Annotated in this window: 10 protein-coding genes; 4 read left to right on the forward strand and 6 right to left on the reverse strand. The window is 73.7% G+C overall.

The genetic code is table 11. From position 1 onward, the window contains the following. Nucleotides 1-30: 30 nt before the first annotated feature. The 6 genes from LNW72_RS33085 to LNW72_RS33110 form a co-directional block, all read right to left on the reverse strand. Nucleotides 31-663, reverse strand: coding sequence for an MBL fold metallo-hydrolase (locus LNW72_RS33085; RefSeq protein WP_250978724.1), 633 nt, complete (start codon nucleotides 661-663; stop codon nucleotides 31-33). After that, complete coding sequence (locus LNW72_RS33090) at nucleotides 660-1,745, reverse strand: S-(hydroxymethyl)mycothiol dehydrogenase (protein WP_250980412.1); 1,086 nt, start codon at nucleotides 1,743-1,745, stop codon at nucleotides 660-662. The genes LNW72_RS33085 and LNW72_RS33090 overlap by 4 nt, the downstream gene beginning before the upstream one ends. Before the next feature lie 82 nt (nucleotides 1,746-1,827). Then, nucleotides 1,828-2,985 carry an acyl-CoA dehydrogenase family protein gene (locus tag LNW72_RS33095; protein WP_250978725.1) on the reverse strand — a complete coding sequence of 386 codons (1,158 nt, stop codon included), beginning with the start codon at nucleotides 2,983-2,985 and terminating at the stop codon, nucleotides 1,828-1,830. A 76-nt stretch (nucleotides 2,986-3,061) separates the two neighbouring features. After that, nucleotides 3,062-4,657 (reverse strand): 5-guanidino-2-oxopentanoate decarboxylase, encoded by a 1,596-nt coding sequence (locus LNW72_RS33100; protein ID WP_250978726.1) that lies wholly within the window; start codon nucleotides 4,655-4,657, stop codon nucleotides 3,062-3,064. Beyond that, entirely contained in the window at nucleotides 4,654-5,460 is an 807-nt protein-coding gene (locus tag LNW72_RS33105) for an SDR family oxidoreductase (protein WP_250978727.1), read from the reverse strand. Before LNW72_RS33105 ends, LNW72_RS33100 begins: the two co-directional genes overlap by 4 nt. Then, nucleotides 5,457-7,565, reverse strand: coding sequence for an acetate--CoA ligase family protein (locus LNW72_RS33110; protein ID WP_250978728.1), 2,109 nt, complete (start codon nucleotides 7,563-7,565; stop codon nucleotides 5,457-5,459). The genes LNW72_RS33105 and LNW72_RS33110 overlap by 4 nt, the downstream gene beginning before the upstream one ends. 393 nt (nucleotides 7,566-7,958) lie before the next feature. Here LNW72_RS33110 and LNW72_RS33115 point away from each other — a divergent pair, with 393 nt between their 5' ends. From LNW72_RS33115 to LNW72_RS33130, 4 genes are all read left to right on the forward strand, one after another. Then, nucleotides 7,959-8,573, forward strand: a complete 615-nt coding sequence (locus tag LNW72_RS33115) for a TetR/AcrR family transcriptional regulator (protein ID WP_250978729.1) — start codon at nucleotides 7,959-7,961, stop codon at nucleotides 8,571-8,573. A 275-nt stretch (nucleotides 8,574-8,848) separates the two neighbouring features. After that, nucleotides 8,849-10,030, forward strand: coding sequence for an N-methyl-L-tryptophan oxidase (gene solA / locus LNW72_RS33120; RefSeq protein ID WP_250978730.1), 1,182 nt, complete (start codon nucleotides 8,849-8,851; stop codon nucleotides 10,028-10,030). Between the two features lie 125 nt (nucleotides 10,031-10,155). After that, on the forward strand, nucleotides 10,156-11,436 hold the full coding sequence (locus LNW72_RS33125; protein ID WP_250978731.1) for a Glu/Leu/Phe/Val dehydrogenase dimerization domain-containing protein: 1,281 nt from the start codon (nucleotides 10,156-10,158) through the stop codon (nucleotides 11,434-11,436). After that, nucleotides 11,420-12,547 carry an FAD-dependent oxidoreductase gene (locus LNW72_RS33130; protein WP_250978732.1) on the forward strand — a complete coding sequence of 376 codons (1,128 nt, stop codon included), beginning with the start codon at nucleotides 11,420-11,422 and terminating at the stop codon, nucleotides 12,545-12,547. The genes LNW72_RS33125 and LNW72_RS33130 overlap by 17 nt, the downstream gene beginning before the upstream one ends. The last annotated feature ends 16 nt before the right edge of the window (nucleotides 12,548-12,563 follow it).

The raw sequence follows: 12,563 nt of genomic DNA on the forward strand, positions 1-12,563 counted from the left end.
ACGGGCGACCCGGGGGCTCCGCGGCACGGCTCAGTGCCCGCGGGCCACCCATTCCGGCAGGTGCGGTGCCTCGTCGCCGATGGTGGTGCTGTCTCCGTGGCCGGTCCGGACCGTGGTCGACGGCGGCAGGGTGAGCAGCTCGTCCCGGACCGACTCGATGATCGTCGGGAAGTCGGAGAACGACCGGCCGGTCGCCCCGGGGCCGCCCCGGAAGAGGGTGTCTCCCGTGAAGACAGTCTCCAGGTCCGGTGCGTACAGGCACACGGCGCCGGGTGCGTGCCCGGGTGTGTGGAGCACCGTCAGACCGGTACCGGCGACGGGCAGGACCTGCCCGTCGGTCAGTTCACCGTCCGGCTTCCGGTCGGGGTGAGTCATGTGCCAGAGCGCCCGGTCGTCCGGGTGCAGCAGGATCGGCGCCCCGGTCCGCTCGGCCAGGGCGGGAGCGGCGTTGACGTGGTCGTCGTGGGCGTGGGTGCACACGATGGCGGTCACCCTGCGGCCGCCCACCGCCTCGGCGATCGCGCCGGCGTCGTGCGCCGCGTCGATGACGACGACCTCGTGGTCGTCGCCCACGATCCACACGTTGTTGTCGACGTCCCAGGTGCCGCCGTCCAGCGAGAAGGTCCCGGAGGTGATCAGATGGTCGATGCGAATCCCGGTCACAGCAGCACCACCGATCGGAGCACGTCGCCCCCGCGCATTCGCGCGAACGCCTCCTCGACCCCGTCCAGCTCGATGGTCTCGGTGACGAACGCGTCCAGGTCCAGGCGTCCCTGCTGGTACAGGTCGATCAGCATCGGGAAGTCGCGGGACGGCAGGCAGTCGCCGTACCAGGAGGACTTCAGCGCTCCGCCGCGCCCGAACACGTCCTGCAGCGGCAGGTCGATGCGCATCTCGGGGGTCGGAACTCCGACGAGGACCACCGTCCCGGCCAGGTCACGGGCGTAGAACGCCTGCTTGTACGTCTCCGGTCTGCCGACGGCCTCGATGACGACATCGGCGCCGTGTCCCTCGGTGAGCGCGCGGATCGCCTCCACGGGTTCCTGCGAACGGGAGTTGACGGTGTGGGTGGCGCCGAGCCGGCGCGCGGTCTGCAACTTGCGGTCGTCGATGTCGACGGCGATGACGACCGCCGCGCCGGCCAGCGCCGACCCGGCGACGGCCGCCATGCCGACGCCGCCGCAGCCGATCACGGCGACCGAGTCGCCGCGGCCGACCCCGCCGGTGTTGATGGCGGCACCGATGCCCGCCATCACGCCGCAGCCGAGCAGACCGGCGGCGGCCGGGGAGGCGGCCGGGTCGACCTTGGTGCACTGGCCGGCCGCGACCAGCGTCTTCTCGGCGAAGGCGCCGATGCCGAGGGCCGGAGACAGCTCGGTGCCGTCCGTCAGCGTCATGCGCTGCTTCGCGTTGTGGGTGTCGAAGCAGTACCAGGGACGGCCGCGCCGACAGGCGCGGCACCGGCCGCAGACGGCACGCCAGTTGAGCACCACGAAGTCACCGGGGGCCACCTCCGTCACGCCCTCGCCCACGGACTCGACGGTGCCGGCCGCCTCGTGCCCGAGGAGGAACGGGAACGCGTCGTTGATCCCGCCCTCGCGGTAGTGCAGGTCGGTGTGGCAGACCCCGCAGGACCGGATCTTCACCACGGCTTCACCGGGGCCCGGGTCCGGCACCACGATCGTCTCCAACTCGACGGACGCGCCCTTCGTCCGGGCGATCACGCCGCGTACCTCTTGTGCCATGTGCGGGGCCTCTCTCATGGTGCGGTTCTTGTGCCGTTCCTTGCCCGGGTTCACAATCCCCCGCCGCGAGTGCTGAGCGGCGTCAGGGGAGGTGACGCGAGATCACCAGGCGCATGATGTCCGACGTTCCTTCTTCGATCTCCTCGAGTTTGGCGTCCCGCATCCACTGTTCCACCGGGAACTCGCGGGAGTAGCCCCATCCGCCGAGGGTCTGGACGGCGGCCCAGGCACAGAACATCGCGGTCGACGAGGCGGTCAGCTTGGCCATGGCGGCCAGGCCGGTCACGTCCGCACCGCTGTCCACGGCCCGTGCGGCGCGCAGCACCAGCAGCCGCGACCCCTCGATCCGGTTCGCCATGTCGGCCAGCCGGAACGCGACGGCCTGGTGCTCGATGACGGGCTTGTCGAACTGGCTGCGGGTCCGGGCGTAGTCCCGGGCGTATTCGTACGCGGCCCGCGCCGCGCCCACGGAGGCCGCGCCCAGCACGATGCGGGAGATGTCGAAGGTCCGCATCAGGCCGTGGAATCCCTGGCCCTCGTCGCCGAGCCGGTTCGCCTCGGGCACGAAGACGTCGGAGAAGTACAGCTCCCGGCAGACGATCGCGCGCTGCCCCATCTTCCGCATGGGCTCGCCGGTGCTGAACCCCTCGGTGCCGGCCTCCAGGAGAAAGGCGGTGACGCCCCGGGACCGCTGGGCAGGGTCGGTCTTGGCGAAGACGACGTAGAACCGGGCCGCTCCGGCGTTGGAGATCCACGCCTTCTGGCCGTTCAGGACGTACCCGCCGTCGACGCGCCGGGCGGTGGTCCTGATGGACGCGGCGTCGGAGCCCGAGCCGGGCTCGGTGACGGCGAGCGCCGTCATCGGCGCGTCCGGGCCGGTGAGCGGGCCGAGCCAGCGCTGCTTCTGCTCCTCGGTGCCCAGTTCCAGGACGGGGTCCGCGAAGAAGCCGTTGGAACACATCAGGTTGCCGATGCCGGGATCGCCGAAGCAGAGCTCTTCCTGCACGAGGCACTGGGTGAACACGTCGGTGAACCCGCCGCCGCCGAGCTCCGCGGGCAGCATGAAGTCGGTGATCCCGACCTCGGCGGCCTTGCGCCAGATGTCGACGGGGGTGACGACGTCGGCCTCGTCGACCTCGCGGCCCCGCGGGCGGATCTCGTTGCGGGCGAAGTCACGGCACAACCGGACGACGGCCCGCTGTTCGTCGGTGAGCGGCCACGGTTCGTCGAGGGTGTTCATGGTCTTCCTCCGGTGCTGGGGTGGGGCCGTGAGCCGGCGTTCGGCGGGCTCGGGGTGCATTTGAGCCCGCCGGGTCTCATCGGGCGGCGTCTTCGGGCAGGTGGATGAGGGTGGGGCGGTCGGCGGCGAGCGCGGACTCCAGGGACCGGGCGAGCGTGGCGGATCCGTCGACCCGTACCCCGCGGCAGCCCATGGCCCGCGCGATGGCGGGGAAGTCGGGGCCGGGCAGGTCGACGGCGTGGACGGGGTCCTCGCGGGCGGTCATCTCGTTGCGGATCTCGCCGTAGCCGCCGTTGTCCACGACCACCACGGGCAGCGGGATGCGCAACTGGGCCGCCGAGGCGAGTTCCTGAATGGTGAACATGACCCCGCCGTCCCCGTGCAGCGCCACCACCGGTGCGTCGGGGCGGGCGAGCTTGGCCCCGATGGCGGCCGGCAGCGCGTAGCCGAGGGTGCCCAGGCCGGTCGGGTAGAGGAACGACCGGGGGTGGTGGGCGGGCAGGTTCGACAGCGCGCCGTAGTAGCAGGCCATGGCGGAGTCCCCGACGAGGAATCCGTCGTGCCCGAGCGCCTCGGCGAGGGCCGTGGTCAGTCCGAGGTAGTCCGCTCCCTCGGCGCGCGCCTGGGCGGCGAACACGGTACGGGCGGCGGCGGCACGGTCGTGCCCCGGCCCGGGTTGCGCCGCGGGCCGCAGCCGGTCGGCGATCGCCCGCAGGGCGAGGGCGGCGTCGGCGACGACGGCGACGTCCGGCCGGGCGTTGGTGATGACGGACCGCACGTCGACGTCGATCCGCACCAGCGGCCCGTTGAGGTCGAGCGGGCCGTTCCACAGGTCGGCGGGGGCGAGTTCGGTGCCGACGGCGAGGACCGCGTCGCTGTCGGCGACGAGGGCGCGCACCGCCTCGTGATGCAGCCCGGCACCGATGGCGAGCGGGTGTCCGTCGCCGAAAACGCCCTTGCCGTTCGCGGTGGTGACGACGGGAGCGCCGAGCCGTTCGGCCACTTCGAGGAGTTCGGCGGCCGCTCCGCTGCACCCACCGCCCGCGATGATCACGGGCCGCAGGGCCGCGCCGAGCACCCGTGCGGCGGCCGCCGCCTGTTCGGCGGCCGGCGCGGCCGGCGGCACCGGGACCGGCGCGACGAGCTGGAGCGGACCTTGCTCGTCGAGCAGGTCGAGCGGGATCTCCAGATGTACCGGCCGCGGCCGGCCGGTCGTCATCGCGGCGTACGCCTGGGCCACGGCCAGCGGGATCTCCGCCACGCTGGTGACACGGTGGCTGTACGCGACGATGGCGTCCATCGCGGCGCGCTGGTCCTTGACCTCGTGCAGGTAACCGTTGCCGCGGCCGGGGTGGCGCAGCGGCAGGCCGGGGGAGACGAGGAGCACGGGTACCGAGTCGGAGTACGCCTGGGCGGCCGCCGTCGCGGCGTTGAGCAGGGCCGGGCCGGTCGTGGTGAGGCAGACGCCGGGCTGCCCGCCGGCACGGGCCCAGCCGTCCGCGGCGAAGGCGCCGCCCTGTTCGTGGCGGGGCGAGACATGCCGGATGCCGTGCCGGGCTAGAGCGGCGTAGACCGGCAGGTTGTGGGTCCCGGGGATACCGAAGACCGTCTCGGCGCCATGGACTTCCAGGGCGGCGACGAGCGCTTCGCCACCGGTCACGGTGGCGGTCATGCGCTGGACTCTTCGCTGGTGTAGACGGACTTGCCGAGCCACTGGCCGCCGTCGACGACGAGCACGTCGCCCGTGATGTAGGCGGCGCGGTCGCCGATGAGGAACGCCGCGGACTCGGCCACTTCCTCCGGGGTGGCGAACCGGGCGGCCGGGACGCTGCCGAGCACGCGTTCGCGGGCGGCCGCGGTCGGCCACAGCGCGGCCGCGGCGCCCTCGGTCTCGGTGGGGCCGGGGGCGATGCAGTTGAGGCGGACGCCGCGCGGCGCCCACTCCACCGCCAGCGTCCGCGTCATGGCGAGCACGCCCGCCTTGGCGGCGGCGCTGTGCACGGTGCCCGGGTGTCCGTGCCAGGCGTAGCTGGCGATGACGTTGAGGATCGCGCCGCTGCCCTGCGGCAGCATGTGCCGGGCGGCGGCCCGGGTGCAGTGGAAGGTTCCGTTGAGGACGATGTCGATGACCGCCTTCCAGCCGTTCGGCGACAGGTGCTCGCCCGGCAGGACGAAGTTGCCCGCGGCGTTGTTCACCAGAGCGTCGAGGCGGCCGTGCCGTGCGGCCACTTCGTCCACGGCGGCGTCCACGGCGGCGGCGTCGCGTACGTCGCATGGCACCGCGTCGGCCTTTCCGCCGGCCGCCTCGATGAGCTCGACGGTGCCCAGCAGCGCGTCTTCGCGCCGGCCGAGGACCGTCACCTGCCCGCCGCCGGCCGCCCAACGCCGGGCCACGGCCCGGCCGATGCCCGATCCGCCCCCGGTGACCAGGGCCACCCGGCCGCTGAACTCGTCGGGCTGTACGTGGTAGGTCATGACTCTCCCTGGGTGTCGGGGTCGGTGTCGGGGGCGTGGTCGTCCCGGCGCGTGACGAGCAGCGCGTCGACGGCGATCGCACCGTCGGCACCGGCGCGCAGGGGATTGATCTCCAGTTCGGTGCCGTCGCCGGACAGCCGTGCGACCAGGCGGGACACCGCGACCACGGCGGCGGCCAGGGATTCGGTGTCCACCGCCGGCCGTCCGCGCCACCCGGCGAGGAGTGGCGCGCAGCGCAGGGCGCGGAGCATCGCGTGCGCCTGTTCCCGGTCCACGGGCGCGCATTCGGTGACGGTGTCGCGGTGCAGTTCGGCCTCGGTGCCACCGGCGCCGAGGGTGACCATCGGCCCGAGGTGGGCGTCGCGCCGTCCGCCGACGATCACCTCGATCACGCCGGGCCGCACGTCCTGTTCCTCCAGTACGTACGGTCCGTCGCCGAGCCGGGCGTGCATATCGGTGAAGGCCAGGACGGCGCCCGGCCCGTCCGTGAGGCCGGTGCGCACGCCGCCGGCCTCGCTCTTGTGCTCCAGCCAGCCGGCCTTGAGGACGTAGGGCGCACGGAGTTCCAGCGCGGCGTCGGCGACCTGCCGGGCGTCGGCGACCTGGCGTGCCGCCGGGAAGGTGATGCCCGCGCCGCACAGCAGGGCGCGGGCCGGCCAGTATCCGGCGCCCGCCGCCGGTGCGACGGACTCCTCGGCGGCGGCGAGGGGGCGGCCAGGATGTGCCCGCAGCGCGACCGCGCCGGCGAGCGCGTCGGTGGCGGCGTCGATGGTGGGGAAGACGGGAACCCCGGCGTCGCGCAGGACGCGGGTCGTGTCGCCGTCGGCGCCCATGGAGTGCAGCAGCAGCGGCCGGCCACTCGCGCGGGCGGCTTCGGCCAGTTCGGCCGCGACGCGCTGCTCCGCCTCGGCGAGCGCCGGGCTGTCGAGGCCGTACCGGCCGAAATACCCGGACAGCAGGACGCTGTCGACCTCTCCCGACCGGAGCAGCCCGACGGCCGCCTCGCGGTACGTGCCGAGGTCCCGTTCGCCCGCGCCCGCCAGGTCGACGGGGTTGGCGGTGGCGGCTCCTGCGGGCAGGAAGGCGGCGAGCTCGGCGGCCAGCGGTGCGCTCAGCTCCGGTACCCGGATGCCACGGCGGCTCGCGCGGTCCGCCGCGAGCGCCCCCTGTCCGCCGCTGTCGCTGACGATCCCGACCCGGGGCCCGGCCGGCAGGCCGCCCCCCAGCAGACAGGCGGCCACGTCGACCAGGGCGGACGGGGTGCCCACCCGCAGCGCGCCGGCGGCCCGGCAGGCGGCGTCGACGAGTTCCATCGGGGAGGTGAGGGCGCTGGTGTGGGAGCGGGCGGCGCGGGCGCCGGCGTCGCTGCTGCCGACGGCGAGCAGGATGACGGGCTTGCCCGCGGCGCGCAGGGCCCCTATCGCGTCGAAGATCCGCCGGCCGTGCTGGAAGCTTTCGAGGTAGACGCCGACGGCGCGGGTCATGGGGTGGTCGACGAGGTCCTCCAGCAGGTCGGCCGTGCTGACGTCGAGCTGGCTGCCCACGGAGACGAAGCGGGAGATGCCGAGGCCGGCCCGTTGGGCGAGCAGGGCGATCTCGCTGCCCACCTGACCGCTCTGGGAGACCACGGCCAGCCGGCCGGGCGGGAAGTCGCCCCAGGCGATCTGGAGGGAGGACTCGGCGTCGTACAGCCCGAGGCTGCCGGGTCCGATCATCCGGGCGCCGGCGGCGGCGACCCGGGCGGCGAGCGCGGGCTCGTCGGGCACTCCGGTGGTGATGCCCAGCAGCCCGCGCACCCCGAGGGCGAGGGCCTGGCCGACCACGCCGGGCACCTCGGAGGCGGGAACGCAGAAGGCGACGAGTTCGGGTACGCCGGGCAGGTCGTCCAGTGAGGCGGCGGTGGGGTGTCCGAGGATCTCGCCGCCGCCGCGCGTGACCAGGTGCACGACACGCCGGTCGCGGCCCGTGAGGGCGCCGCGGGCCAGCCAGTACCCCCACTTGGCCGGGTTGGCCGAGGCCCCGACGACGGCCACGGAGGCCGGGTCGCGGAAGACGGCGAGGCCGCTGTCCCGGGTTCCGGGGGAGCGGCGGGGGATCTCAGACATCGTGGTGGCATCTCCTCTGGGCGAAGAGGGCGGGTGGGGGTCCCGACCGGCCGCGTGCCGGCGAGGCGGGCGTCCGGTGGGGTGGGTCTCCGGCGGGGTGCGGCGGCCGCGGATCGGGCCGGTGCGGTCCGTGGGCCGGCTCGGATGCCGTACCCCGGGCGACGAGTGCGGTCCTGGTGTCCCGGCCGACCGGTCACGGGCTTGCCGACCGGCTCTTACTGACCAGCCGTACAGTTGAATACTCGGTAGCCTGCGTCGGCCAACGAGGCTTTGTCAATGCCTTCCGTGCGATTTTACTGACTGATGCGTCAGTACATGACGGCGATGGCGGAGCCGGCGGGACGGTGCTGTCGGGGGCCCTCCGGGCCGGCCGGGGTGGCCTACGCTCGGGGGGTGACCCGAAACCGTAAGGACGCAGGCCTGCGGCGCGGGGAGATCCTCCGCGCCACCGTCGCCCAGATAGAGAAGCAGGGCATCCACCCGCTGCGGATCTCCGACGTGGCCGGTGATCTCGCCGTCAGCCCCGCGCTGGTGATCTACCACTTCCGCACCAAGGAGGCGCTCATCGGCGCGGCCTTCACCTGGGCGGTGCAGCGGGACCTGGACCGCCTCGCCCAGCTGACCGCCGGCTCCGTCACCGCACTGGACCGCCTGACCACCGCGCTCGACTGGTACGCACCGACCAAGGGCGCCAAGGGGTGGACGCTGTGGATCGAGGGCTGGGCCGCCGCGCTGCGCGAACCCGCCATGCGCACCGTCGGCAGGGAACTGGACCTGCGCTGGAAGGAGGCGCTGACCGCGATCATCCAGGAAGGGGTGGACCTGGGGGAGTTCGCGGCGGACGACCCGAGCGGAGCCGCGTGGCGGATCACCGCCCTGCTGGACGGGGTCGCGGTGCAGACCGTGGTCCACCGCGAGACCCGTGACCGCGAGCAGACCGCCGCCTGGGCACGCCAGATCATCGCCCGCGAGCTGGGGCTGCGGGCGGCCGCGCTGGAGCGCGGCTGACCGGCCGGATGCCGCGGAGTCCGTGCTCCCGCCGCCGTGTCCGTACGGTCCGCGGTCCCGCGCCGGCAGCGGGTGGACCGACTCCGGCCCTTGACAGGCGCGAAGCCGCTACTGCATCGTCATTCAGTATCGACCCCTTCTCCGGGCCGCCGCACGCGGTCCGCCGGGCGCTGATCCGACCACCGAGAGTGGTTCCCGAGCTCTTCCGTCGTCGCCTCCCCTCCGGCCACCTGCCGGACGCGCGACGCCGAGCTCCGCGTCGAGAGGCCCATTCCATGAACGTGAACACAGGGACCGAGACGTTCGACGTCATCGTCGTCGGTCTGGGAGGACTCGGCTCCGCCACCGCGTGGCGGCTCGCCGCCGCCGGACAGCGGGTGCTCGGACTGGAGCAGTTCGAGTTCGGCCACGACCGCGGGGCGTCCCACGACACCTCGCGCATCCTGCGGCACAGCTACCACCGCCCCGACTACGTACGGCTGACCAAGGACGCGTATGAGGACTGGGCCCACCTGGAACAGGAAACCGGCCGGCAGTTCGTCACGCGAACCGGCGGCATCGACCTGTGCCCCCCGGACTCGTCACTGCCGCTGGACGACTACTGGCGCAGTCTGTCCGCCGAGGGGATCTCCTACGAGCTCCTGGACGCGGACGAGGTGCGCGGCCGCTGGTCCCAGCTCTCCGTACCCGACGGCACGACGGCGCTGTACCAGGAACGCACCTCCATCGTCCCCGCGGCGCGGTCCACGGCGGCCATGCAGCGACTGGCCGTGGCGGCCGGCGCCCAGCTGCGCGACAACACCCCGGTCACCGGCATCCGGCACGGCGCGAACGGGGTGGAGGTCGTCACGGAGCAGGCGCGCTACTCCGCCGGGAAGGTCGTCCTGTGCACCGACGCGTGGGCCAACACCCTGCTGCGACCGCTGGGATGGGACATTCCCCTCACGACGCTGGAGGAGCAGGTCACCTACTTCGAACCCGCGGACCCCTCCCGCTTCGCACCGGAGGTCTTCCCCGTCTGGATCTGGCTGGACGACCCCTGCTTCTACGGCTTCCCGACCTACGGCGAGGCCACGGTGAAGGCCGGGCAGGACTGCGGAGGCCCCGAGGTCGGCCCTGACCGGCGCTCCGGGATCACCGACCCTGCCCTGCTCGACCGGCTGTCCCGCTTCATGGGCGAGCGGTTCCCGCAGAGCGGCCGGGCGATCCGGTCCAAGCGCTGCCTGTACACCCTGACACCCGACCGCGACTTCGTCCTCGGACCGGTGCCGGGCGCCGAACGGGTGCTGGTCGGCCTCGGCGCGGCCCACGCCTTCAAGTTCGCGCCGACCCTCGGCCGGATGCTCTCCGCACTCGTGCAGGACGCCTCGCTCGCCACGGCCGAGCCCTACACCACGTTCCGGCTCGACCGTCCCGCGCTGACCGACCGCGACCACCCGGTCAACTGGATGACCTGACGGCCGCCCCGCCGTCCCGCTCCCGCGCACGGCCGCCACGCCGACCGCGGGACGGCGGCACCGGCCGTCCCGTAAACCCCCGAGAACGCACCGTCGGTGACGCGTGCCCGCATTGGACGGAAGCCATGACAGCGAGCCCCCTGAGCGTCCCCCGCCCTTCCCCCTCCACGACAGCACCAGCCCCAGCGCCCCATCTCCAGGTCGTCTGGACCGATCCCGTCACCGGGCGCGAAGGGTACGTCGTCATCGACCGGCTGGTCAGAGGCGTCTCCAGCGGCGGCCTGCGCATGCGCGAGGGGTGCACCCTCGACGAGGTCCGCGGACTGGCCGCCGGAATGAGCCGCAAGGAAGCACTCCACTACGACCCGGCCAACCGCTACATCCCGCTCGGCGGCGCGAAGGGCGGCATCGACTGCAGCCCGCACGACCCGCAGGCGCGCGCCGTTCTCAGCCGCTTCCTCGACGCCGTCCGGTCCCTGCTCAAGCACCACTGGACCACCGGCGAGGACCTCGGGCTGCGTCAGGACACCATCGACGAGGTGCTCGCCGAACTCGGCATGGACAGCTCCATCGAGGCCATCTACCCGCTGCTGGACGATGCCGCCGAGGCCCGGTCGCGGCTGGCGGACGCGTTCGCCGTCGAGGTGGACGGCGTCCTGCTCGCCGAACTCGTCGGCGGCCTCGGCGTCGCGGAATCAGCGCTCACCGCACTCGACCACCTCGGCATCAGCCGTACGTCGGCACGTGCCGTCGTCCAGGGATTCGGATCGATGGGCGGCGCCACCGCCCGCTATCTCGCCCGCGCGGGCGTGAGCGTGGTCGGACTGGCCGACGCCCGTGGCGTGATCGTCAATCCGGACGGCCTGGACGTGGAACGGTTCCTCCGCACCCGCGACGGCCTGGGCGGCATCGACCGTTCCCAACTGCGCCCCGGCGACACCGAGGCGGACGGGGACGCGTGGCTCGACATCGACTGCGAGATCCTCGTCCCGGCGGCCGTCTCCTACTGCATCGGCGTGCCCGAGCAGGCGCGAATCACGGCCCGGATCATCGCCGAGGCCGCCAACATGCCCACGCTCCCCGCAGCGGAAGCCGCGCTGCACGCACGCGGCACGCTCGTCCTGCCGGACTTCGTGGCCAACTCGGCCACCAACGCCTGGTGGTGGTGGACGCTCTTCGGCGACATCGGAGCCGACGCGGAACAGGCGCACCGCAAGGTCCGGGACGCCATGGGCCGGCTGACCGCCGACATGCTCACCGACGCCGCGCGGTACGGCAGCACCCCGCGGGAGGCCGCCCTGGGCGTGGTCGACCGCAAGATCGGCGACATCGAGGCCCGGTTCGGCCGGCCGGGCGAACCCGCCGCGGCGCACACGGACGGGGGCCGCCATGGCGACCCGCGCTGAACTCGTCGTGATCGGCGGCGGACTGATGGGCGCCGCCACCGCCTGGGCCGCCTCCCGCCGCGGCCTGTCGGTCCTCCTGCTGGAGCAGTTCGCCCCCGGCCACGCCCTGGGCAGTTCGCACGGCAGCTCCCGCATCGTGCGGCGCGGCTACGAGGACCCGTTGTACACGCAGCTGACCGGGCGGTCGTTTGAGCTGTGGCGCGAGCTGGAGTCGGACTCCGGCACCTCACTGCTGCGCATGCTGGGCAGCGTGGACTTCGGGACGCGCCAGTACGCCGGGTCGGTCGCCGCCCAGCTCGCGACCGCGGGCGTGGCACACGAGGTGCTCCGCCCGGACGAGGCCGAACGCCGCTGGCCCGGCATGCGCTTCGAGGGCCCGGTCGTCCACCACGCGCAGGGCGGTACCGTCGACGCCGCCTCGGCGGTGACCGCGTTCACCGGCGCCGCGGTCCGGCGGGGCGCGGTCGTCCGCTACGGGGCCGCCGTGGCAGCGCTGGAGGCGACGAAGGACGGCGCCCGGGTCCACCTGGCCGACGGCGGCACGGTCCTCGCCGATCACGTCGTCGTCGCGGCCGGCGGCTGGACCGCCGGGCTGCTCGCCGGACACGTCGAGCTGCCGCCGCTGACCGTCACCCAGCAGGACACCTTCCACTTCCCGCGGCTGGACCCGGCGGCGCCCGCATGGCCCAGCGTGCTCCACGAGCAGGGCGCCGGGATCTACCACCTGGCGGGCGGCCGGGACGGCGGCCCGGCCGACGACCGCAAGGTCGGCGAGCACTACGCGGGCCGGGAGACGACGGCCGCCGGCCGGGACGGCGTGATCACCGCGGAGTCGCGGGCGAGGGTCGTCGCCTATGTGAAGCGGTGGCTGCCGGGACTGGACCCCACACCCCGCACCGAGACCAGCTGCCTGTTCACCTTCACCCCGAGCGAGGACTTCCTGCTCGACCGGGCCGGGCCGTTCGTCGTCTGCTCGCCCTGCTCGGGACACGGGGCGAAGTTCGCGCCGCTCATCGGGGAACTCGCCACCGGTCTGGTCACCGGGGACGCGACGGTGCCCGAGCCCTTCCGGCTCGCCGCCCATGTCCCACGCGCGTCCGGCGCGCACTGACGGGACCGCCGCCGCG

The organism is Streptomyces sp. RKAG293 (assembly GCF_023701745.1).
Lineage (GTDB): Bacteria > Actinomycetota > Actinomycetes > Streptomycetales > Streptomycetaceae > Actinacidiphila.